This is a genomic window from Paenibacillus uliginis N3/975 (genome assembly GCF_900177425.1).
GTDB classification, from domain to species: domain Bacteria; phylum Bacillota; class Bacilli; order Paenibacillales; family Paenibacillaceae; genus Paenibacillus_AQ; species Paenibacillus_AQ uliginis.
In genome coordinates this window covers 2,885,512-2,908,136 of record NZ_LT840184.1, presented here as the reverse complement: position 1 = coordinate 2,908,136, position 22,625 = coordinate 2,885,512, and the positions used below count along the sequence as shown (strand labels likewise).

Annotated in this window: 22 protein-coding genes and 2 pseudogenes; 8 read left to right on the top strand and 16 right to left on the bottom strand. The window is 41.3% G+C overall.

Annotated elements, in window-relative coordinates; translation table 11 throughout:
* Window positions 1-110 precede the first annotated feature (110 nt).
* Window positions 111-833 carry an SDR family NAD(P)-dependent oxidoreductase gene (locus B9N86_RS13720; protein ID WP_208919771.1) on the top strand — a complete coding sequence of 241 codons (723 nt, stop codon included), beginning with the start codon at window positions 111-113 and terminating at the stop codon, window positions 831-833.
* A gap of 466 nt (window positions 834-1,299) precedes the next feature.
* Here the strand turns inward: B9N86_RS13720 and B9N86_RS13715 are convergent, their stop codons facing one another.
* The 13 genes from B9N86_RS13715 to B9N86_RS13655 all read right to left on the bottom strand — a co-directional run bounded on the left by B9N86_RS13715 (window position 1,300) and on the right by B9N86_RS13655 (window position 10,640).
* Window positions 1,300-1,632, bottom strand: coding sequence for a VOC family protein (locus B9N86_RS13715; RefSeq protein ID WP_208919770.1), 333 nt, complete (start codon window positions 1,630-1,632; stop codon window positions 1,300-1,302).
* 322 nt (window positions 1,633-1,954) lie between these two features.
* On the bottom strand, window positions 1,955-2,500 hold the full coding sequence (locus B9N86_RS13710) for an AAA family ATPase (protein WP_208919769.1): 546 nt from the start codon (window positions 2,498-2,500) through the stop codon (window positions 1,955-1,957).
* A 216-nt stretch (window positions 2,501-2,716) separates the two neighbouring features.
* Entirely contained in the window at window positions 2,717-3,121 is a 405-nt protein-coding gene (locus tag B9N86_RS13705) for a phosphotransferase family protein (protein WP_208919768.1), read from the bottom strand.
* 199 nt (window positions 3,122-3,320) lie between these two features.
* The gene (locus B9N86_RS13700) at window positions 3,321-3,683 is read right to left on the bottom strand and encodes a hypothetical protein (RefSeq protein WP_208919767.1); all 363 of its coding nucleotides are present in this window, start codon (window positions 3,681-3,683) and stop codon (window positions 3,321-3,323) included.
* A 157-nt stretch (window positions 3,684-3,840) separates the two neighbouring features.
* Window positions 3,841-4,377, bottom strand: a complete 537-nt coding sequence (locus tag B9N86_RS13695) for a hypothetical protein (protein WP_208919766.1) — start codon at window positions 4,375-4,377, stop codon at window positions 3,841-3,843.
* Window positions 4,378-4,622: 245 nt separating this feature from the next.
* Complete coding sequence (locus tag B9N86_RS13690; RefSeq protein WP_244563079.1) at window positions 4,623-5,030, bottom strand: GNAT family N-acetyltransferase; 408 nt, start codon at window positions 5,028-5,030, stop codon at window positions 4,623-4,625.
* 283 nt (window positions 5,031-5,313) lie between these two features.
* Window positions 5,314-5,547, bottom strand: a complete 234-nt coding sequence (locus B9N86_RS30295; RefSeq protein ID WP_244563078.1) for a hypothetical protein — start codon at window positions 5,545-5,547, stop codon at window positions 5,314-5,316.
* Window positions 5,548-6,098: 551 nt separating this feature from the next.
* The gene (locus B9N86_RS30780) at window positions 6,099-6,389 is read right to left on the bottom strand and encodes a GNAT family N-acetyltransferase (protein ID WP_342193870.1); all 291 of its coding nucleotides are present in this window, start codon (window positions 6,387-6,389) and stop codon (window positions 6,099-6,101) included.
* A gap of 166 nt (window positions 6,390-6,555) precedes the next feature.
* Window positions 6,556-7,323 carry a class I SAM-dependent methyltransferase gene (locus tag B9N86_RS13675; RefSeq protein WP_244563077.1) on the bottom strand — a complete coding sequence of 256 codons (768 nt, stop codon included), beginning with the start codon at window positions 7,321-7,323 and terminating at the stop codon, window positions 6,556-6,558.
* A 71-nt stretch (window positions 7,324-7,394) separates the two neighbouring features.
* The gene (locus B9N86_RS13670) at window positions 7,395-8,618 is read right to left on the bottom strand and encodes an MFS transporter (protein WP_208919763.1); all 1,224 of its coding nucleotides are present in this window, start codon (window positions 8,616-8,618) and stop codon (window positions 7,395-7,397) included.
* An 89-nt stretch (window positions 8,619-8,707) separates the two neighbouring features.
* Window positions 8,708-9,028 carry a thioredoxin gene (gene trxA, locus B9N86_RS13665; protein WP_208919762.1) on the bottom strand — a complete coding sequence of 107 codons (321 nt, stop codon included), beginning with the start codon at window positions 9,026-9,028 and terminating at the stop codon, window positions 8,708-8,710.
* Window positions 9,029-9,194: 166 nt separating this feature from the next.
* Complete coding sequence (locus B9N86_RS13660) at window positions 9,195-10,127, bottom strand: NAD(P)/FAD-dependent oxidoreductase (RefSeq protein WP_208919761.1); 933 nt, start codon at window positions 10,125-10,127, stop codon at window positions 9,195-9,197.
* Between the two features lie 114 nt (window positions 10,128-10,241).
* On the bottom strand, window positions 10,242-10,640 hold the full coding sequence (locus tag B9N86_RS13655; protein WP_208919760.1) for an Rrf2 family transcriptional regulator: 399 nt from the start codon (window positions 10,638-10,640) through the stop codon (window positions 10,242-10,244).
* Window positions 10,641-11,034: 394 nt separating this feature from the next.
* Here B9N86_RS13655 and B9N86_RS30965 point away from each other — a divergent pair.
* Window positions 11,035-11,680, top strand: a pseudogene (locus tag B9N86_RS30965) (DMT family transporter).
* Window positions 11,681-11,872: 192 nt separating this feature from the next.
* Here B9N86_RS30965 and B9N86_RS13645 read toward each other — a convergent pair.
* Together B9N86_RS13645 and B9N86_RS13640 are read right to left on the bottom strand one after the other, a co-directional pair.
* Window positions 11,873-12,391: a GrpB family protein gene (locus tag B9N86_RS13645; protein ID WP_208920359.1), complete on the bottom strand. Its 519-nt coding sequence runs from the start codon at window positions 12,389-12,391 to the stop codon at window positions 11,873-11,875.
* Between the two features lie 33 nt (window positions 12,392-12,424).
* Window positions 12,425-12,633, bottom strand: a pseudogene (locus tag B9N86_RS13640) (serine hydrolase domain-containing protein); the annotation flags it as partial.
* An 81-nt stretch (window positions 12,634-12,714) separates the two neighbouring features.
* Between B9N86_RS13640 and B9N86_RS13635 the strand changes: the two are divergent.
* The 6 genes from B9N86_RS13635 to B9N86_RS13610 all read left to right on the top strand — a co-directional run bounded on the left by B9N86_RS13635 (window position 12,715) and on the right by B9N86_RS13610 (window position 17,630).
* Window positions 12,715-13,497, top strand: coding sequence for a MerR family transcriptional regulator (locus B9N86_RS13635; protein WP_208919759.1), 783 nt, complete (start codon window positions 12,715-12,717; stop codon window positions 13,495-13,497).
* Window positions 13,494-14,120 carry a GNAT family N-acetyltransferase gene (locus tag B9N86_RS13630; RefSeq protein WP_208919758.1) on the top strand — a complete coding sequence of 209 codons (627 nt, stop codon included), beginning with the start codon at window positions 13,494-13,496 and terminating at the stop codon, window positions 14,118-14,120. Before B9N86_RS13635 ends, B9N86_RS13630 begins: the two co-directional genes overlap by 4 nt.
* A 66-nt stretch (window positions 14,121-14,186) precedes the next feature.
* Window positions 14,187-15,380 carry an MFS transporter gene (locus B9N86_RS13625; RefSeq protein WP_208919757.1) on the top strand — a complete coding sequence of 398 codons (1,194 nt, stop codon included), beginning with the start codon at window positions 14,187-14,189 and terminating at the stop codon, window positions 15,378-15,380.
* Between the two features lie 72 nt (window positions 15,381-15,452).
* Window positions 15,453-16,073 carry a DedA family protein gene (locus B9N86_RS13620; RefSeq protein WP_208919756.1) on the top strand — a complete coding sequence of 207 codons (621 nt, stop codon included), beginning with the start codon at window positions 15,453-15,455 and terminating at the stop codon, window positions 16,071-16,073.
* Window positions 16,070-17,149 (top strand): DUF418 domain-containing protein, encoded by a 1,080-nt coding sequence (locus B9N86_RS13615; RefSeq protein ID WP_208919755.1) that lies wholly within the window; start codon window positions 16,070-16,072, stop codon window positions 17,147-17,149. Before B9N86_RS13620 ends, B9N86_RS13615 begins: the two co-directional genes overlap by 4 nt.
* Before the next feature lie 151 nt (window positions 17,150-17,300).
* Window positions 17,301-17,630 carry an amidohydrolase family protein gene (locus tag B9N86_RS13610; RefSeq protein ID WP_342193868.1) on the top strand — a complete coding sequence of 110 codons (330 nt, stop codon included), beginning with the start codon at window positions 17,301-17,303 and terminating at the stop codon, window positions 17,628-17,630.
* A 61-nt stretch (window positions 17,631-17,691) separates the two neighbouring features.
* Here B9N86_RS13610 and B9N86_RS13605 read toward each other — a convergent pair whose 3' ends face one another.
* Window positions 17,692-22,557 (bottom strand): S8 family serine peptidase, encoded by a 4,866-nt coding sequence (locus B9N86_RS13605; protein WP_208919754.1) that lies wholly within the window; start codon window positions 22,555-22,557, stop codon window positions 17,692-17,694.
* Window positions 22,558-22,625: the final 68 nt, after the last annotated feature.

Genomic DNA, 22,625 nt, shown 5'->3' with positions numbered 1-22,625 from the left:
TACTTAACACGGCTAGTTTAAAACCAACATTTCAATAAATCACTTTAGTTGTTACTTATTTTTATAATAGTTATAATTAAGAAGTATAGCTATTTAGAAGGAGTGATTGAATGAGTAAGAACTTTATTATATTTGGAGCAAGCCATGGGCTAGGCGATGCATTTGTAAAAGGCTTACCCACCAAGGGAGATACAGTATGGGTGGTGTCACGCACACGACCAAGTAGTTTAGATATAAATGATGGCGTAAATCGTAAATGGCTCACCATTGATTTATCTAGTCAACAACAAATTCCTTCTTTAAAAGAAACTTTAAAAGACATTGCTATTGATGTATTAATTTATAATGTCGGAGTATGGGAAAAGCGTGGTTTTGAAGATGACTATACGTTTGATAAGGATGAAGTTGGAGATATTTCGAACATAATTAATATTAATTTAACTTCCACTATTACTTATATTCAGGCGCTTTTACCTAATTTAAGACAGGCGAATAACGGAAAGATTATTTTAATTGGTTCAACAGCAGGTTTAGATCATACGAATAATGCACAAGTTTCGTTTGTCACATCTAAATTTGGATTGCGTGGTATTACAAATGCTATGCGTGAGCACGTGAGAAAAGATAAGATCTCTGTAACGTGTATTAATCCAGGAGAGCTTGCTGCTGAAGTCCCTTATGAAGAAGGTGCAGAAAAGGCAATTACGTTGTATGAAGGTACACGTATTCCTGTACAAGACATTGTAGCCATTGTCCAATGCGTTATTAATTTATCGCCTGTTTCATGTGTGAAGGAAATAAATATTCCTGCCATAACAGACTTAAATGCATGATTGTATAGCATATGAATAGAGTTTTTCGGTATATTATAAAAATTAATCATTCGGTACTAAATATAGCTCGCATTTTGATCAATCTTTTTTCAAAATGCGAGCTATTTTCTATCCCTAGAATGAATGTTTGCAGATAATTTTCAATCAATCTTTATTTTAAAGTTACATCAGTACTCCTATTTATTTTGTCGAAACTCTAAACATTTGATTCAATGCTTTTCCTGTTCTCGATCGCAACACGATCTGCTCATGTTAAATTTAGTGTTGGACTCAATCAAAGAATATTCGCCTATCAAAGAATTAAGTTTTTCAAAACTACTTTTGTTTACTTCTATGAACTAACGGTCCCCGTTAGCGGGGAAAAGTTTATTCCCTTGTCTTATCCAGTGTTCTGTTATCACATCATGTTCATTATGTATATTCATTACATGCTGTTATTTGATGGGCCAGTCTTCTTTTCTTTCATTTAGTCGTTTAATGATTCTCCAAATCCTATTGAATATCCATCTGGATCTTGAATTGCAAATTCCTTCATGCCATATTCAGTAATACGAAGTTGATATCGAAATTCTGCTCCTTTAGACTTAAACTCTTCATATAAGCTCTCTACTCCATTAACCATTGAGAATATATCAAGAGCATCTTGGCCGTGGCTTGGATAATTTGGTCTAATATCACTTGTGTTCTTTGTTTCATGAATAATTATTTCGAAGCCATCCCGATGCACAAAACCAAATGATTCATCGCATGAGAACCCTAGATTTCCATAGTATCTTAAAGTTCTTTCATGTTCTGACACAAAAAAAGATTGACGAGAAATGACGAATTGTGGCTTTGTTTTCCTTCGTTTGATTTTCCATTGTTTTGATCTCCTAAGCCCGATTTAACAAGCTTTTCTCGACTAAGGTATGTAGGCATATTTGTGTCATTGGACATGAATCCCATGCTATCAACAAAGGATGCAGGTTCTTGTCTATCTCAGATTAAATAGGCTCGCCGGCAGCCTATTGTCGTTGTACTATTATTTCACGGTATTTCAATCAGGAGTTGATGCCTCTCTTCTTTTGATAACGGGAAAATATAATAATTTTTTCGTTCGTTTTCCTGAAACTCTGGAAGAATTAAGATAGTCGCATAGCCTCATCATCGATGGACTTCTTAATAGCGGTGACACTCTCGTCAATGTTCTGCGTGGTCGTGTCTATTACATGCGACTCATATCGCCCTAAATTTGCAAAGTAATTCCACATCTTCCCTACAACCTCGGCGTTCACCAAAGCCCCAGGTCCTTGTCGTTCTGCTGCTCGTGCAACTGTCGTCTGCTCGTTGGGGCGTAGGATAACGAATCGTACATCAAATCCGTCTTGAACCGCCTTAATCCATGGATCTAGAAACCATGGACCGATAATCCCATCTACAATTACCTCATAGCCACCCAAGGCATATCTGGTGGCACTTGCTGTAAACGCTTCGAGAATTACAACGTTCTGCTCTCGAGCTTCAGGTAACCAAGTTGAAATATAACCTTTACGGACGTACTGATAAAAGTCATCGGTATGCATATGAATTGCACGCTCGTACGCTGAATTTTCAGCCAGCCTTCGTGCTACACTGCTCTTGCCCGATCCTGGTGGACCCGAAATGATCACTATGGGTGCAGATTTCAACTATATAGCCTCCAATTAAAAACGAATTTAAAAGTAAAATAACATATTGGGATTATTAACTTCAATAACTCGTTTTTAAAATAATTTGTCAAGAGATCAGTATCATATTAATAAATTTTGGATGTGATACTGAGAAAATCCGCCAGTTAGCTATATAAAATGAGCAGGCTTCAGTAGCCTGCTTAACAATGTGTGTTAATCAACTATCGTTTCCCGTTAGCTTAGCGAAGTTCCCACTACCATGTCCAAGTATTTCTTTAAGTCATCTTTGGCGTGTAAATTACTAGTCCAAGCCCCTAAATTCCAACTCATATATCTAAGTCCTAGGTAGCGAGAGGCGATTGCATACATATGATTGAAATGATCATCAGGAAATTCTATGCTTTTAGCAGCCAATAACTCCCTATACTCCTCAATTTGTTCCGAGGTTCCACAACGCAAAGGGATATCTAGAAATAAAGACCCATACCTAGCTTCTTCCCAATCAATAAATATTACATCGGTATTGTTATGTACCAACACATTTCCTGGATTAAGGTCGTTATGAATTAATGTTTGGCTGTTCTCGTCATTTATTACGTATTGTATATCCTCGAAAATCGTATTAGCCACAGCTTCCACTAAAGGAATTTATTCCCCGAAGACATCTGTAAACTGTTCGTTCCCCTTAGCTGCTTGCCATTGGGGTTTCCACCGCTCATATATCATCTTTTCAATATGGAAGCTGTCTGCTTCAGGTAACCATGAAAGTTCTTTCCTTAGACCAAAGTTAGAGATGTGAATGTGCGATAGTGCCTTCGGTTCACTTTCCTGAAGCAATTTAATATTTATTTATGTTTCTATAGTCCGTTTGATAATCAACATCCTGTATACAAATAAGAGACCTCTCCTCTGCTTCAGAACCATATGACAAAGAAAAAGGTACACTTGCTTTTTGTGAGTAAAGCCTTGTAAGTACCTGCCGTTCTATCCTGGTTGCATTTTTTGAAACAAGAGACAACTTCGATGTGTCATCAAGTATCTTTATTAGTACAATATGGCGCCTTAACTCAACTGCTTGTAAGCCCATAGTAATAGGCGTGCTTTCAATGCTTAAAACCTCTGCGTTAGGATCTATAAATTTCTTTACAGTCCCTTGTACCAATTTTAGGAGATTATTATTTTTTAACGCCAAGTTACTCACCCAATCATGTAATATTTTACCGAATTATACCGTAGTTCTAAGCTTCAGTGTGAGAAGAATTTTAGACCCTTTGTTCCACTATCCTGCCCGTTCGTTGAACAAGCTACCGTTTATTGGTAGCTTGTTGTTATCGTGCTATTGTTCCCCGTTAGTTCAATCATTTCCTACTTTCTTCTTCAAACTCCTTGATTAACTCTTGGGACCTTTTCATTGCTTCCTGCCTGTCTTTCGCTGGTGCTGTAATCATATGTCCGTTTGATGGGGACCACTGGTCATCATCATTCATAACTTTAATTGTAAATTCAGAGAATTTATCATCAGTATATACCCAACCGTAAGTGAAAATATCAGGCTCTATTCTACCTTTATCATCTATGATTCGAAAAGCGGAGAAAATGGTTGTAAAATTATGACCATCGTAATGCAACTCTAATTCTGCTCTATCTTTAGGAATTTGAGGAACCTTACTTCCTTCAAAGTCAATTACACCTTTAAAGGTTCTTTTGCCATTTATATGATTTTGCAATTTCCCATCAAGATGTACTTTTATACGCTCGATTATTCCTTCCGTTCCTAGTTGATAATAAACACCATTTACTGTCTCTGAGTACCGCTTGGGTATAAAGTACCAAATAGAGAATATACTTACAATTATTGCAACTATCGTAAGTAAAACAGCAATTTTTCGCTTCATTACACACCTCCTTTATTTTTTCAGGCTCTTCCTTTAATAAACGTAAACATACTCACTAAGTTGCACTATCCTGCCCGTTAGTTGAACAGGTTGCCGATTCCGATTAACCTTAGACAATCATCTAATCGGCTATGAATACAAGTTCTTGTCCTCAGCTCGGGACAAGAACTTATATCGTTAAGACAAAAAAGCCACGATTCTCGCGGCTTCTTATACATTTGTATTCTTTTTGTAAGTGGAGGTTATTAAAGCTTTTTCTTTAGCATTACTTCATCATCCTTAACATAGCCACTTAGTTCATAAGCTTTAATGGCTGACTTGTTATCTCTTCCTGTCAAAATCTTAACTGTTTTGACGCCACGGGAATGAAGTTGATTTTCCAGAAAGGAAATCAGAGAAGTAGCAACACCGTTCCTTCGAGCAGATTCCTTAACATACATTTCAGTAATTTCACCATAAGCTCCAATGTAACAAAACGATTTAAAACTTTGAGCACAGCCAAAGCCAATAACTTCGTCCATTAAGGTAGCCACGGCAACCAATTCATTGTTGCTATTCAAGCACTTGATTATTTCTGACACAGGACGCTTGTCTCCACCATTGAACTCAAGATTTAGTCTAGACAATGCATCTGCATCACTTATCGTTGCCAACCTTACATTTGGTAGCATTCATTTCACCCATTCCTAGAAATCATTGATTTTACATTCGTATATATTTATGACTTCGCTACCTTTGGAAGAATATCCTTTCAGCTACCCATGCAATAACAACGGTCTTAAGTGCGTACCTTCGTTACACAATAGTACAGAAAGGCTAAAACAACCGGCGGTAAAGTTCTCGTCGGCGTTCCCCTTACAGCTGGAAGTAGATTTGAGTGGTTGATGCTTTTTCATGCCCAACATGCCTTGAATGAAATCTAATGGCGCACCCCGATCAGCAAGTAGTTTTAAAGCCCACCTGATCGTCGGAATAGCCATTCGTCTTGTAGGATGGATGTGTATCGGTTACAAATAAGGCCTTACAGGAGTCCTCGTGGCTCGCGAGGTACTTCTTCAACCACATTTTACACTCGTTTGTAAAATAAACCTCTCTCTGTTTTGAACCCTTGCCATTTCCAATTGCAGAGAAGTTATTCCAGTTCAGGTCTTCAATATCTAACTTCTCCACCTCTCCAACCCGGCAGCCGGTACTGTAGAGAAACTCTAGAAGAGCGGATTCACGTAACTTCAGAAATATCCTGGTCTCCTAGTTCCTTTACCAGCATCTTGGGCAGCAGGGCGTTGGCTTTCAATGTATTTCGACTAAATCCCTGAGATACGTTTATCAGCTTCATACTGTCGCCATAACTCACTTGAAATCATAAATAAGGCCTCCCATAAGAGCTATTAAATCTAGTTTTCTTCTTATGGAAGGTTTTAATCTGGATGAATTCTACTAACGTTCCCCGTTAGCGCAATCGTTTTGCTTGCTTTGATTCCTGTACATCGGACGCCCCCCGATTTACTAGTCTTGTACACTCTTGTGTACAAAATTTCTTTTAAAAGGGCAAACTCCTCTCCCGTGAGAGTTTGAGGATAGCTCATAATTTTGAGCGGTAATTCAGGATGCCCTTTCTGAAGAGGAGGTTGCACATGTTCGAAAGGATTAAGACGAAACCCCAATCGCTCATAAAAACCTATTCTCCGTTGTGCCAAGTCCATAACAGGTGGTTCCACTTCCTATAAAATTGGCTTTACGGACTTTTCGATATACAGAGTCATTAATTTTCCTCCAAGACCGCTTCCTCTTATGGCTGAATCGACTGCGATATGTTCCACAAACCGGAACAAAGGAAATTCCCATACGGCCAAAAAAGCAATCATTTTGTTATTACCATCCGTTTCCGTAATGAGACGGTAATGCGGATCGGCCAGCAACTCCTTCTGTCCGGCATAAGTTCTCCGCTCACTATCAGGAAATGATACCTTCATTATCGCGAAAACCTTATCAAACTCTCTGTCGTTCATCATAAGATGCTCCCTTATCTAGGCTAACGTTACATCATACAAATGCCGAAAATTCTATAAAACCCAATGCCATTTTTAGGGTTCTTTTCTATTTTCCTACAAAAGTATCTTTACTGCCACCATGGCAATTAATATCTTGTTTTGGAGTCATATTCTACGACGACAATATTCATTTTTGTTCCTTCTTCCTACAAACGGTAATAATGGATGAGGATAAAGTAGTAAACGGAGTATTATCCCAGTCTGAATATTGGTTTTCAATACAGAATCCGTGGCTTGTTAACATAGACTTAAGAGTATTATTATCAGTAAAACGACATGCAATTCGGGAAGTAGATTTCTTATATCCCCAATCACGGAAAGTAACCCAGTGCATGATATGATTTCTTTCATCATAAGATTGCGTTCCAGATACCTTCACGAGAAATCCATCCATATCGATAAATTCTCCCCAAGTTGTTTCTTCTTCGCTTGATAAGTCAGCTCCCATAGGGTTACGTGTTTCAAAGGCAAATATCCCATTAGGTTTTAAATGCATATAAACGGTTTTGAGCAAGCAACTTTGATCTTCATCACTCAGAAATGCTTGAAATGCATTTCCTGTTAAATAAATCATGGAAAAACGCTTCTCCGATTTAAATGTCCGAGCATCCCCTTCAAGAAAAATTGCAGACAAATCTTTTGCTTTAATCCGCGCATATTCAAGCATTGTTGAAGAAATATCAACACCAGTAATATTTATACCAGACTGTGATAAAGGTATTGTTGTTAATCCTGTACCACATGCAAGCTCTAGAACTTCTCCTGGGTTCGATTTAGCAAGTTCAAGATAAAAATTATATTTTTCAATCTCACCACCAAATTCTAGATCATAATTTACGGGGTCTCGATATTCTTCAAGATTATCGTGCTCGCTTAGCATAGTATCACCCACCATTAACAAATTTTCTTTTTCTTAAGTGATATAACTCTCACGATAGCTTCTATAACGGATTCTTTAAAGTGCATTCAAAATGGTGCTATAGATTTCTCCTGATCTGTAACAAGATTATCAACTACTGGTGATACACGTTTAACAAAAAATGTAGATAGGAATCCCAACAGTAAGCAGCATGCCAAGATTGAGAAAGTGAGGACATAATTACCCGTTCGGAGCAGCTGAATGGCTAGGATTGGTCCAATGGTAGCACCTAAATTCACTACAACCGTATAAATAGAAATCGCCGCACCTCTTGAAGCTCCCCCTAGTTCACCGACCAGTGAAACCAATGAAGGGATGGCGATTGCAATGCCGGATACAAATACGACGCTCATGACAATAATAAACACCATGTTTGCACCAAATCCTAAGAGGATCAATCCGATAGCAGATAGGATTATTGCGCTTCTAAGTATCGGTATCACGCTATATCGCTTAATCAGACTGCTAGCAAAAAGAGACATTAGCATCCCTAAAATCCCTACTGAACGCACATATAAAATCTGTTGATTTGTGAACCCGAAAAGAGAACTGCTTAAAAATTCCCCCAATGCAGTGTACATGCCCACAAAAGAAAGCAGCATGACTAATGCGATTACATAAGCAAACCATAGTGACCTTTGTGCCAGTGTCTTTCTCATTTGATTAAATGCATTCGATACACGAATGCCGTTCGGCGGGAGGTTTGGTATAAAGAATAACATTAGTAGTGTTAATAAAAAATAAATCGCTGCCAAAATGATGAACACATACTGCCAACCTAGATGAGAAGTGACGAAGCTACTGTACACTTGCCCGATAATTCCAGCCATCAGAAAACTTGCACTCATGCAACTAACTGCAAATACCCTTTTATTTTGCGGGAACAATTCCATCACATAGGGAAGCACTACGGGAGAGAAAGTAGCTGCAGTCAAGCCTTGTATTCCTCTGAAAAGAATAACTGAGGATAAACTGCTTTGAAACCCTAGAAAGATAGTAACAATCGTTAACGCAACTAATCCCCAAAGCATGATTTTTTTTCGGCCAAAACGATCTGATAATGGTCCAAACAGTAAGCATCCAATAGCAAAACAAAGCGTAAACATGCTGCTTATCCATACAGTTTCCCCTTCTGAAACCGAAAAATCCTGTGAAAGCACGGGGATTAAAGGGATTGTAACATAAAAGCTTGACATAATTACCAATCCCGCAAAAAACAATATCAAAATAATGAAAGAATTAGGTTGTGCTGTTTTGTCTAACTTCTTCATTCATTTTATCTCCTCTTAAAATTTAACTACTCAAAACTAACGAAAGCCGTCGATTGGGCCGGCGGCTTTCGTTGGGAGCTTTACATTGTTTAATTATTTTTATCTGATATGAACTGTTTTAAATTATCAATATGAACAGCTCCAACAATTTTATCGATCGGCTCACCATTTTTAAAAAGAATCGTAGTTGGAAGGCTCATAATCCCATAATGAGCGGCAGTACTTGGTTGTTCGTCTACATTGATTTTTAGCACCCTCACTACTTTGCTATACTCCTGATCGAACCTCTCGAGTATAGGTGCAAAAGCGCGGCAAGGTCCGCACCAAGGCGCCCAAAAATTAACTAATGTAAAACCTTCATTTTTCAAATCACTTTCAAAGGTTGTATCCGTAGAGTGACAAATAGTCATGTGTATCTTCCTCCATTTCATAATTTTTCACACATTTTCTACTACCAATGACGAATCGACTGGATATCATCACCTCCTTAAACTTAAACAACACGTCTGAAATCGAAAAACTTTGGTACGTACATCCCCAATCCAACTTTGTTGAGATATTAAAGATATTTTATATCTACAATTGTCCCGTAGGTGAACTCCCACGATTTGTAAAATCTTCCTCCGTCAAATCCATATTTACGCTCATAGCAGTTTGGCTGCCGTCCGCTGCAGCAAAAACCACTTGGGAAGGAGCCACGTACGAAGTATCTCCGGCGATATATAAACCAGGTATTGCGGACCTCCCCTTTCCGTCTGTTTTAATCCCGCCCGAGGCCGTCATTCCACAGCCTAATCGTTCTGCGAACGGAACGCTTTGCACAAATTTAGGAGTCACGAAGCCGCCAACCCTCGGAATTTGAGTTCCGTCTGCAAAGCGAACATGTTCAAGCTGCCCATTCTGGCCAATGAAAGCTGCAATAGGTTGCTCCATTACCACAATATCCTTTGATTGAAGCTGCTTTTTATGCTCATCTGGCAGAGACGCCTTGCCGTTCGTACAGACAACCAAATCCTTGCTCCAATTGAGAAGCAGTTTGGCCGTATGAAATAGGTTTGGATTTTCGGAAACAACAACAAGCGGTTGATCTTGAAGCTCCCAGCCGTCGCAATAGGGACAATTGAACATGCTTTTCCCGTAAAGCGGATAAAAGCCTTCAATATCTGGATATATCTCCTTTACGCCTGTTGCCAAGATCAGTTTTCGCGCTTTAAAGTGGAGGCCAGCAGAATCAACTAACTCAAATCCGAATTGGGTAGTGTCAACGGAAACAACTTCGTTTTGAAGATGATCGACTAACGGATAGCTTTTAACCTCCTCAAGAGCAATTCTGCGGAACTCGGCCGGAGTTACGCCGTCTCTCGTAATAAAGCCGTGAGACGCATGTGTAACGGCATTTCTGGGTCGATTGTTGTCAATGATTGCCACGCTTCTCCTTGCCCTTCCAAGGATGAGGGCTGCATTCAACCCGGCCGGTCCTCCACCAATAATGGCGCATTCGTAAATCATGACGCTCAACTCCTTTATATAGACTTTAAAGACTCATTATATCTACGATTAGATAAAAAATATTTTAATGTGTATCAAACTCCTCTCCTCCTTTCAATATAAAATGGCTCAACCTTAAAACTGCGTTTGCTTTTGGACCAGATCCGTCAACTTCGTGTTTTTAAGATGGCTTTCCATTTTCTCTTCTGCTTCCTTCATTACAGCTTGAATCGAGCATTCGTCGCCGTGGACAAAATCACATTCAAATAAGGATGCGGTGCCCTCAATAGCGTGAATAATATCCAAAAATGTAATGTCGTCTTTTTTGCGAGATAAGCGATATCCTCCGTTGACTCCGGAAACAGACTCGATCATCCCTGCTTTCACGAGCCTTGTTAAAATTTTGGATAAATAGGTTGGTGAAACACCTTGTAATTCTGCTAACTGCTGAACACCAATCGGCTTAACCGGAGAAGCGTCAAGGAGCGCGAGCATAGTGTGCAAAGCATAATTTGTTGCTTTTGTAAATCTCACGGTAACACCCCATTCAAAGACTTATTATATCTATAATATCCTCGAAATCGTCAATGTGTCAAGTTATACCTTTACATAAAATCCAGGAGACCATTATCTAGATCTTTTATTTTCGAGATTTGTGCCGGTTCAATGCTCACAAGTGTAATTTCTATTATAATAAATTTATTGCAAGCATGTGTTACGAAGTAATATAGCCTATTCTTAATTTAACTTTTGAGGAGGATAACGATGGTTAACTTTATTGCCCCGCCAGTAGTACCTCAACAGTAGAATCTGCTGTTAAAGGTACTTACTGAGTTTTGCTGGACCTTTTCCGCAGATCTACTGTGTGCATGTGGCAGCCGACGTCTATTTGTCGCCCCATCATATTAGTAGAAAGCGGGAATAACAAGTGAAGGAAAAAATTTATTTCGTCTTGTCGATGATCATCTTCGGTGCAGTTGGAGTGTTTGCCAAGTATATTGATTTGACTTCAAGTAAAATAGCTTTATTTATGAGTCTGATCGGCAGCTTATTTTTACTCATCATCTGCATCTGTACCAAGCATAAAATTTCGTGGAAAAACATAAAAAAGAATGCCATTGCACTGTTCATCGCGAGCATTTCTTTAAGCGGCAATTGGATCTTTCTTTTTCAGTCGTATAAGGAAACAACAATTGCAAATGCAGCCTTAAGCTATTATTTTGCACCAGTTTTGGCCATTATGTTATCACCTATTGTATTGAAAGAAAAACTTTCGCTCAAAAAAGTGATTAGTGTAGGTGTAGCATCCGAAACTTGAATGGGCTGGAGAACACGCTTATACAGCTAGTATTATCGTTTATAATGCTATTACCGTGGGAGGATTAAAAGGTCAGAGCATTGCTATATTAAGTTATATCGATCCATTAACTTCATTATTTATTTCGGCTCTTGTTATAGGCGAAAAGATGACTTTACTCCAAATTGAGGGCGCAGCCTTATTGTTGGGGTCAACATTAATAAGTGAAGTAAGCAGAAACAAGAAAGAGCCTTACAGAAATAGAAAATTCACCTAGAGATTACTCAACACTCGAATTGTAAAAGCTCAACAAGCTGGCGCCCGTACTCTATCGGCGCCAGTTTGTTATTTTGTATGTCCGGAGGTAAATAGGTTGTTATTTGGTCAACACGAATAAAGGAGAACACCTATTATGACTATATGTATCCTCCTTTTATTCATTTAAAGCGCCCAATAATGATGTTTGATTTCAGCGGATAGTCCAATGCCATTTGAGAGCTTCTTCTTCTATTTTTTTGACAAACTCATCTTTACCGTCACCATAGCCATCAATGTCAGTTGGATATTGGTGTGCAAGCTTACTTTTTAATTCTCCGTATTCCTTACATATTTCTGGGCTTTGGCGAAGATAGTCTCTGAAAGATAGGTGCCTTTCGATTTCTTGAATATTATCATACTGGAAAGCATGAATTTGATGAGTGCGATTGTCTCCACCCTTACGGAAGTATCTCCTTCCTTTAATTCCAAATTCACCCATAACCTCATATCCAAGATCTTCAAATTGTACAGAGTAAGTATCTAATTCATTGAGGTCAATAACTACAAGCAGTATGTCAATGATCGGTTTTGCTCTTAAATTTGGAACAGAAGTACTCCCAACATGAAAACTGTTCACTAATTCATCTTGAAGAATCTCCTTTATTGCATGTTCTTCTTTTAGATATTCATTTTTCCAATTTGGATCATATTCTACAACAATGATATTCATTTCTTTGCCTCCCACTATAAGTAATGTTTTTTTCTCGCTCATTCTTTTTACAAAGTCTTCTCCACCAACGGTACCTGTAGTTAAATCCCCCCCCATTTTACCAAGTCTTCAACAGTTATATGAACTACTCCATCCCCTGTATGTTCCCAAGGACTTTCATAGATTTCATATGCTCCTTGTTCATTTTTCAAATATCCACTAGCAATTGATATCGTAGTTGGATAGCAATCCACAATTGTTGTGTAATTTTAACACAAACACTTGACCTTAGGTCTGACCTAAGGTGTATCGTTGAGGTATTACAAGCTTTAGGAGTGAACTTTATGAAGAGTGAAATTACGATCAGTGAATTAGCCAAGCTTATGAACGTTTCTGTTCATCAAATTCGTTATTTTGAAGAGAAAGGTGTTCTTTGGCCCGCTTACACAGATAACAATCAGTATAGAATGTACGACATCGAGCAAGTATACCAGCTTTCACATATTCTATTGCTTCGTAAGCTCGGAGTGTCTGTTCAGTCCATAAATGATTGTATGACCTCCTATTCTGCGGATCAATATCGACAGCTTCTTCATCATTCCCTGCGGGAAGTGGATGCGGAGTTGCTCCGGCTCAAAGAGCTTCAGCATTTCATCAAAAAAGTTTTGCATGAACAGCAAAACTTTAATTCGCAGTCCAACCACTATCAAATAAAGCGGCGAGACACCACCTATTTTGCACGTTGGATTGAAATGGATTCACACAATAAGCTTAATGCCAAACTGTTGGCTGAACAAGCGAAGCGCGTTCCGAACTTGTTCGAATCGGACATTCATTATATATCTGATGGTTCGAGCACAATTACCTTATGCCTAGAAACTCAAGGGCCTGGCGATTTTTCTTTACCTGGAGGCAATTACCTTTCAATGCAGAGCCTAATTCATGAAGATGATGAGCTCGAACAAATGATTGAACAGTTGTACGACTATGCTGCTACGCAATCATATACCATAACTGGACCCCTTATCCTTATTGAAAGATCCTATTTATCGTTATTTAGCAAGAACGGGTTGCATTACGAGTTGCAATTCTTGATCGAATCGGCAGCAAAGGGGGAACCATCATGACTGCAGCACCGATAACAATTGAACCTATGCAGGCCAAGTATAATCCACAGGTCGGCCGCTTGCTTGTTCACGGGTTTCGCGGAAAATTTCAAAAGTTGACGAGCATGAATGATGACGATCTCGCTCTTTTTTTCGAAAAGATGTTTGAACATTATCCCACCGAGCCGGGAAGTCAAAGAATGGTCGCCCTGCAAGATGGAGAGGTTATCGGAACGATATCTATCAAATGGAAGCCCGAATCTGACGTGAAGCAAAAGCAAGAGCTTCCTTCGTGGAAGAGCTTCAATAGGTTGGGGAAATGGAACCTGTTAAAAATGCTGATCGGGTTATCTTTATTAGATCATAAACCACAGGCTGGAGAATGTTATATTGCAGACATTGTTGTCCATCAAGACCATCGAAGCAAGGGGATTGGAAAACTATTATTTCAGTGGGCGCAGCATTTTGTGCAAACTGAGCCACACCTAGATGTGCTGAGCCTGCACGTCGTAGGTAGTAACCCACGTGCCAAGCATCTATACGAGCTCCTGTCATTCCAGACTCATTTACAAAAGAATAGCTTAGTGCGGCATCTTTTGTTCAATGAATCCAAATGGGATTATATGGTCTTGAAATTAAAATGATCAGTAAATTTTTATGGAGCTATTTAATGAAAAAGAAAAAGATACAAAGTCGGGTGGGGAAAGCGTATGCGTATATTTACTAGAGAAAAAATATCATTAATTGTCATCTTAATTAACTTATTTATTGCCTTTGTAGGGGTAGGCCTTGCTGCCCCAATCATGCCATCCCTTGCAAAAGAAATGCATTTAAGCGGTCAAGTGATGGGATACATGATTTCTGCCTTTGCATTTGCCATGTTTCTCGTCTCTCCTATTGCCGGGATCTGGGTAGATACGATCGGCAGAAAGAAAATGATTGTACTCGGTCTATTCCTTTTTTCTTTCTCCGAGCTATTATTTGCCACTGGTAATCAGGTATGGGTACTGTTTCTTTCTAGAATTTTAGGAGGGATTGGTGATGCCCTCATTATGCCGGCAGTAACTGCTTTTATAGCGGATAGCACTTCATTAGAAGAGAGAGCTAAAGTCATGGGATATCAAGCTGCTGCGATTAGTTTAGGGTTCATCATTGGTCCCGGGCTTGGCGGGTTTATAGCCGAATTGGGCATACGCGCCCCATTCTTTTTCGCAGCAGGCTTTGCCCTGGTCACTGCTATCATTTCACTCCTTGTTTTGCAAGAGCCTTTAACTAAGGATCAACTCGCGAAAAACAGAAAATCGAAAATGAAAGTAAGCTTTTTCTTGGAGATTAAGAAATCATTTCATCCTTTATATTTGGTGCCACTTATCATTGTCTTCGTATTATCTTTTGGACTATCTGCCTATGAAATGATGTTCAGCCTTTTTGTAGATTCGAAATTCGGTTTTACTGCCAAAGATATAGCTACCATTATTACAGTTGGCTCCATCTCGGGTGTGGTAGCTCAATTGTTATTCTTTGATAAGCTGGTAAATAAGTCCGGCGAGAAGAAGCTAATTCATTACATGATTATCGTAGCCGCAATTTTCATTGTTGCTTCTGTGTTTGTCAGTCGTTATTGGAGCATTATGGCCGTTTCCAGCATCGTATTTTTCGCCTGTGATTTACTTCGTCCTGCAGTAACAACATTACTTTCCAAATTGGCAGGGGAAGAGCAAGGATTTGTTGCTGGGATGAATTCCATGTATACAAGTCTTGGAATTATTATTGGACCGGCATTAGGCGGTATTTTATTTGATGTGAATATTAATTTGCCATATATTTTCGCAGCAGTAGTTCTGTTTTCCGCTTTTGTAATATCGGTAGTATGGAAAAGTAAAGCAATGGAATCCATTTCATAGTTTAATCGTATTGCTTTTGAGCTTGCTTATTGTTTCTCCTATTCGAGAAAGGAATTAAAGGATGTGATATCGATGAATATTGAAGCGCTGTTTGAGCAATATGGATATGCACTCCTGTTCATAGGATTACTGCTAGAGTTCATTGCTCTTCCCTTTCCAGGGGAAATAACGATGCTGTATGTGGGGTATCTGTCTTATCTGGGTGTGTTAAACGGATGGACGGCACTTTTTTTAGCGTTTACCGGAACGACATTAGGAATGACTGTGACATATGTTATCGGTCTGAAAGTGGGAATGCCTTTTATTCGGCGTTTTGGCAAATGGGTGTTCATTACACCAGGCAAATTCTATAAAACGAAAAAATGGTTTAACAGGCGCGGTAATTTTCTTGTATTCATCGGCTATTTTATTCCCGGTGTTCGTCATATAACCGGTTATTTAACAGGTATTTTGGGTTCTTCGTTTCGAACCTTTGCAGTCTATGCTTATAGCGGCGCCTTGTTCTGGTGTATTAGTTTCATCGGGTTGGGAAACATGTTTGGCTCACAATGGGACAATTTGTTGCACACCATTGAGAGTTACTCTTGGAGCATCGTAATCATCTTAGTACTGCTTGCAGCTGTTGCCTGGCTAGTAAAACGAATGGTTCAATCGTCACGTCGCAAAACACTAAGAGGGGATGAAGTGGAATGAGTCAATCGAAAGCGAGGATAACTGCCCTTGATTTTGCGAGAGCATTGGCGATCTTCGGAATGATTATCGTGAACTATAAGCTTGCAATGCAGGCAGAGAATAGCGGACCGGGATGGCTACAATCGATAGCAGGTCTGTTTGAGGGGAGAGCATCTGCATTGTTTGTCGTGCTGGCCGGCATCGGAGTAACCCTAATGACCTCGAAAGCCCGAAGCTCAATGAACGGGGAGCTTATTCGACAAAACCGGAACAGCTTATACAAGAGAGCAACTTTCCTGTTTATTGCCGGCGTGTTTTTATTGTTAATGGACTGGAGCGCAGACATTTTGCACTACTATGCGGTATTCATGCTTGTGGCTGCGGTATTGATCACCGTATCCAACAACAAAATACTCGGATTGTTCTCGTTTATCTTGGTAGCATCACAGTTATTTTTAGTCATATTCGATTACACCAAAGGGTGGAACTTGAGTTTTAAAGAATATACGGGTTTTTGGACAATAGAAGGGTTCATTCGTAATTTGTTATTTAACGGATTCCATCCGATCTTTCCTTGGCTGAGCTTTTTCCTCATCGGCATGTGGTTTGGCAGAAAGGGCTGGCTGAGCAAGGAGCATCGATCGAAGGTTTTGATATATTCATTGTCAGGAACGGTTGTTTTTGAATCCCTTTCCTTCTTCTTGATCAAATGGGCTTCCCCTGTACTGGGGAATGAAGCGGCACATTATTTGTTTGGAACGAAACCGATGCCGCCGACAATGCTGTATGTGCTCTCGGGAATTTGTTCGGCTATGGCCGTGATCGCGATTTGTCTTTATGTCGTCGATAAATTTGAGCAGTCCGTTCTTACGCAAGCACTTATCAGTACCGGGCAGTTATCGTTATCTCATTATATTGGACATGTGGTAATCGGATTGGGGCTGCTTCATGTAACAGGCTATTTGGAAAATGGCAGCCTTGTTTTTGCAATGGCATACGGAAGCTTATATTTTATAATGGCCATTATCTTTTCGCATATGTGGAGAAAATGGATGACGAGAGGGCCGATCGAGTTGCTTATGAGAAAATTATGCTAACATGGAAGATGCAAAGTTTCTGTAAGCCATGCCTATGCTCTCGGAGATATTACCCTTGCTCAAGCCGAAGCGATGGCTGAACTTCTTGCAAACGCAGGAATCACGATTATAACAAGCGTACCGATCGACCGGAAATTCCCGCCTGTCAGCCTTGGATCAGAAGGGCGTATCGGTCGCTGTTGGCTGCGATAATATCTTTAATGTCTGGTCGCCATTCGGCAATGGAGACATTCTAGAACGGGCCGGCCGCTTGGCTGAGGTGTCCGGTTGGGTGGATGAGCGCGCATTTGCAAAGACGCTCTCGTATATTACTAACGGACAAACCACGCTTAACTATCAAGGGGAACAGATCTGGCCGCGCGTTGGAGACGAGGCGAGCCTCGTTGTAGTTGAAGCTTCCTGCTCCGCCGAAGCGGTGGCGAGAAGATCGAAGCGGATCGCTACGATGTACCAGGGAGAAGTTGTGGCTGGGGAGCTGTAAATAATAGAAAAGGAACTGCCGAGTGCTTGCGCCCTTGGCAGTTCCTTTGTTTTTGCACGATTTATTTCGTGTATCCTTTGAAAATACGATATACCACTACGGCTGCTTCGGCACGGGTTGTATTCTCCTGTGCGGCGAAGCGGGTCTCGCCTCTACCTTGCATAATGCCAAGCGCAGCAACCTGGGCAACTGCATCCTTGGCCCAATCCTTGATCTGTGCTTGGTCAGCATAGCCCGGAAGGGTTGCTTCCGCACCCTCAGTCACTTCCAAGTGCTTCAGCACTCTGGACAGAATCACTGCCATTTCGGCGCGAGTAATGCTCTGATCCGGAGCAAAGGTATGATCCGCATAACCATTGATCCATCCGGCAGATACTGCAGCCTGAACCGCGTCATAATACCAGCTTCCGGACTGAACATCGCTGAACTCCGTTTCGCTGTTCTCACTCTTGCCAAGCTCCAGCGTCCTTACTAATAAGGAGACGAATTCAGCGCGCGTCACTTGCTTGCCAGGCGTGTACTTATCCGCACTCGTTCCCGTAACGATATCCTTGGAAGCGAGCACTTCAATTTCATTAACAGCCCATGGATAATTCGTCTTTATAACGTCGGTGAAGGCGATGTTCTTAGCCATGAACATATAGCGGCTGAAGCCGTTCAGATGGGCGACGACTTTGCCGTCAACCAGGCGGGCAGTACGTCCGCTCAGTTCTCCTTTATCCCCAATCTTGAACAGATTGATCTTCTCACCGTTGAAGTCGCCGATCTGGAGTGTCTCCAGCGGTATTGAAACTTCTACCGGCTTGCTGAAAGAGATATTTTCGATTATCTTTCCAGCTTTATCAAGAACTGCAAAGTCATAATATACACCAAATGCTTTAATTGTTGAGCCTAATTGCAGACCCTTCAATAAAGCCTCTGTATCTTCCTTAGAAGCAACACTTCCTTGCACAAATGCGGCCTCTGGCGAGGTGATCGCCCCCGCCGGAATCGTTACTGTCAGACCGCCTTCAAGCTTCAGAACCGTCGGCTCTCCAGCCTTGATAGCTTCCTTGACAGTACCTTTTGCTGGAGGGGTGGTTGGTGTTGTTGGAGCAGTTGCTGTTCCACCGCCGCCGCTGCCGCCACCGGTGCCGTCTCCACCGCCAGGGTTTCCACCCGTACTTGATTCGGTTACGGTAACAGCAACAGTCGCCTTCAGACCTTCATACGTAACTTCAATGTCTGTGCTGCCTTTCTTCTTGCCTGACACAATACCTTTCTGCACAGTCGCGATCTCAGCGTTGCTTACTGTATACGCTGCCTTCTCAGTTACGTCGGTAACCGAACCGTCCGGCGCTTTATAAGAGACCGATACATTACCCGTAGTACCTGCCTTGATGGATAGAGATTGCGGTGATACAGACAATTCCGCCTGTTGAACTGGCTTAACTGTCAGCTCAATTGTATCGCTCACCTCAACCGGAATTTCTTTACCGTCCCGATCTAGCAGTTCCAGGTTCGCTATTTTGAACGAATACTGTCCTGCAGGCGCTCCGGCAAAACCGAATGAAGCTAACGAGCCTGTTCCTCTATATCCATCAACATCATTCAAACTGATCGAAAATTCATGTCTGCTTAATTCAGGATCATATTCATACACTGCATTTGTAACAGTTAGCGAAGCATCCGGATTAAGTTTAGCCTGATGCTCTGCCAGCTCGGTACTCGGTGTAACTTCCACATCTGTAAATGTATTGATGTATAACAGATCAAATTTAGCCGAATAGACGGCATCGGTTACGTCGAATGCAACATTTAATGAGAATGGTTCATTCGGCTGAACCTGAACCGGACTAATTGCCGGAGCTACCATGTTAGTCAGTTTATAATCCACGATATGGGCCGGATCAATCAACCCGTTGCCTGCAATATCGTATACATAAACCTCAAAGGAATTGTCTCCTACAGAAATCGGTACCTGAATCGTAAAATGCCCCGAGTTATCGACTTCCCCATCAACTACTTGCTCTTTATTGCCATCATCGTACCAGGCAGCAACCCCAACCACATCATTTATTTCAAGACCAATGATATCCTTGAGTTGGATTAACAAATCATCCGTAATTTGGCCTGAAATCGTTGCAGTCAGATTGCCTTTATCAACGACAATACCCGGATCGTCCAGCTTGGATACAGGAGCTTCCGTATCGATGATAAAAGGAGTAACTTGAGACTCGACAGGAACAGGATCATCCAATAAGCTGCCTGCGAGTGGTACTAATAAATACAAATCATCCGACGGATTCACTAATTGACCCGATGGCGCATTGAAAGATCCGTCCCAATTTTTGATATTATAAGTTCCAGGATCGATTCCATCTTGGTCGGTTTCAACAATAGTACCCAACCATTTGCCTTCTACAGAAAATACATCTAGCGAGAAATATTCAGTAAACTCGGTAATCGTAAATCTTATATTGCTTGTATCATAAAGCGTATCGCCATTTGGCGAGAATATATTCGGATTCAGCTCCAAATTAGTAACAACTTCATCTACCGGAGCTTCACCTACATATACAGCAATCGGCAGTTTAATAACATGGCCGCCTGCTTCTGTCAGGATCAGTTCACCTTCATAACGCTGATCCGCTGTATTAGCCGGAACGGTAGCTGTAACTGTAAAGGACTCCTCGCCGCCTGCAGATACATCAACTACATCTTTCGATGTTGTTAATGTAACTGGAGAAGATCCATACCACTGAGTGCTAATCGAGTAGGACGAAGCCGCATTGGCAATATCCTTAACTACCACCTTACGATCGGCACTCTCGCCATAATTAATGTAACCGTAGGAGAGGCTACCTGTATGATAGAGAACTTCTACCCCATCCTTAACGGCAGTTGTCTTCGCCTCTACCCCAGCAACTGCTTTCGCATTCAACACGTTATTCAGATCAACTCTTCCGGCGCCTTGATCCATATGAGAGTATCGTTCATTGTTGCGGTCGGAGAGTTTAACAGCATTGTTCATGAGCAGTGACTTAATATCATACTGATCCAAATTAGGGTATTTCGCTTTCAGTAACGCTGCTGCCCCGGCAATATGTGGAGCTGCCATGCTTGTACCATTCTGTGCTTCATACCATCCTTCATATTCGGTCACACTGGAGCGAATGCCAATGCCTGGTGCAGAGATGTCCGGCTTAACCGCATAGGAAGGTTTGGATGGACCGCGTGAACTAAAACCTGCGATAATATCCTTTTCAATGGTTGTCGTGAAATTAACTTGTAAACTCGGATCCGCATCAAGTTTGGCCTTTATCTGATTGCCATATGTGCCCGAAAGAGCATATACCGGAATTGTAATATTGATATCGCCTAAAGTACCGCTCTCTAGAGCTTCTGGCGCATTGTTGTATACAACTGCTGCGGCGGCCCCTGCATTAATTGCATTCAGTGCTTTATCGGTGAAAGACAATTCACCACGTTTGATAAATGCAATTTTTCCGCTTAAGTCTTTTCCAGTATAATCCTCAGGCTTACCCAAGCCCACATCAACAAGCTGATATGAACCTGTAAGATTCTCAATACCTTGGGATTTATCAAAGGAATCCACCTTGAATTCTCCATCTGAGCCAACGATCTTCAGGATCGGAGTCACTAACGGAGGCTTCGATGCGCCTACGGAAATCACTAGTTCGGCCGTACCCGGATCGGTTACTGTAGCATCAGCCGGACCGCTGTTGCCATTCGATACGACAGTGATAACACGTGCAGCCATCGCATTGTTCACGGCTACTGCATCAGCGGATCTCTCATTATTGGTTTCCGAACCGAGCGATAGATTAATGACATCCATTCCATCCACTACAGCACGTTCAATACCCGCGATTACATTATCCGTCGAACCGCTTCCATAAGGTCCAAGGACCTTGTAAGCATGGATTTCAGCTTCTGGGACTACGCCTGTAATCCCTAGTTGTCCATCCTTGCCTACTCCACGACCAGCAATAACCCCAGAGACATGGCTGCCGTGTGAAGTCCAGTATGGTCTACCCGTTACTGGATGCGTTTCAGGTAGACTTGGATCTAACGAATGTGCATCATCATAATCTTTTCTTGTCGTCTCATACGGATCATTATCATTATTAACGAAGTCATACCCAAGATTGTTAGGGTCTACTGTACCGACAAGATCAGGATGATCGTGGGCAATACCGGTATCGATGACCCCGACCTTGATTCCGGCGCCTTTAACACCTTGGTTCCAGAAAGCTTCACTACCGATAAACGGCACACTTCCTTCAGGAACAGTGGCGGAACCTCCCCCCGACTCCTCCAAGGCGTATACTGTGTTATTCGGATAAATCGCTTTAACACCAGGAATTTTCAGCAAATCTTCGACTTGATCCGCAGCAATCTCCAGCGAGAATCCATTGAATACTTCGGAATACTCACGATCAATGTCTACATTTAGTCGTTTATTCGCTGATTTCTTGAAATTGTCCTGCTCTGTCTTTACCTGTAATTTGTGAGATATGGCTGACGTACCGATCCGTAAGTTCTTCTGACTCGCTTCAAAAACCTTCACCGGTTCGGTTTGCAATTCTACGATAACGGAAATGCGCTCCGTACTATCTGAGAGGGGAACATAGTTCTGTGGTTGAATCGCTGCCTTGTCGAGGGTGTCTATCTTCTCAATTTGCAATCCATTGGCCTGCCGCTTCGCTGATTTCGATGTGTCCGTCTTCGACGGCTTCTCCAGCGTTACGTTCTGATCCAAGCTGCTCACATCAAGCGATATGGCCTTCGGATCTAACTTCGAAATGATCTTCTGGGCTCCGCCTGTCTCAGGCGAAATGCCTTCCTGCGCTCCTACTGCTGGCAATATTAGCGTGAAGGCTAATAAGAAGCTCAGTAAACTACCAACAACTCTCCTCTTCAAGCACTCTCATCTCCTTCAAAAAATATATTGTATGCGCTAACAAAGTTGTGTTTTATAGTAACTTCTAT

Bases quoted from the DNA above. Each gene is read 5' to 3' on its own strand.
- trxA (WP_208919762.1), bottom strand. From the start codon at position 9,028: ATGACTATTTGTCACTCTACGGATACAACCTTTGAAAGTGATTTGAAA.
- B9N86_RS13645 (WP_208920359.1), bottom strand. From the start codon at position 12,391: ATGAATATCATTGTTGTAGAATATGATCCAAATTGGAAAAATGAATAT.
- B9N86_RS13695 (WP_208919766.1), bottom strand. From the start codon at position 4,377: ATGAAGCGAAAAATTGCTGTTTTACTTACGATAGTTGCAATAATTGTA.
- B9N86_RS13720 (WP_208919771.1), top strand. From the start codon at position 111: ATGAGTAAGAACTTTATTATATTTGGAGCAAGCCATGGGCTAGGCGAT.
- B9N86_RS13615 (WP_208919755.1), top strand. From the start codon at position 16,070: ATGAGTCAATCGAAAGCGAGGATAACTGCCCTTGATTTTGCGAGAGCA.
- B9N86_RS13620 (WP_208919756.1), top strand. From the start codon at position 15,453: ATGAATATTGAAGCGCTGTTTGAGCAATATGGATATGCACTCCTGTTC.
- B9N86_RS13670 (WP_208919763.1), bottom strand. From the start codon at position 8,618: ATGAAGAAGTTAGACAAAACAGCACAACCTAATTCTTTCATTATTTTG.
- B9N86_RS13630 (WP_208919758.1), top strand. From the start codon at position 13,494: ATGACTGCAGCACCGATAACAATTGAACCTATGCAGGCCAAGTATAAT.
- B9N86_RS13635 (WP_208919759.1), top strand. From the start codon at position 12,715: ATGAAGAGTGAAATTACGATCAGTGAATTAGCCAAGCTTATGAACGTT.
- B9N86_RS30780 (WP_342193870.1), bottom strand. From the start codon at position 6,389: ATGATGAACGACAGAGAGTTTGATAAGGTTTTCGCGATAATGAAGGTA.
- B9N86_RS13660 (WP_208919761.1), bottom strand. From the start codon at position 10,127: ATGATTTACGAATGCGCCATTATTGGTGGAGGACCGGCCGGGTTGAAT.
- B9N86_RS13625 (WP_208919757.1), top strand. From the start codon at position 14,187: ATGCGTATATTTACTAGAGAAAAAATATCATTAATTGTCATCTTAATT.
- B9N86_RS13675 (WP_244563077.1), bottom strand. From the start codon at position 7,323: ATGGTGGGTGATACTATGCTAAGCGAGCACGATAATCTTGAAGAATAT.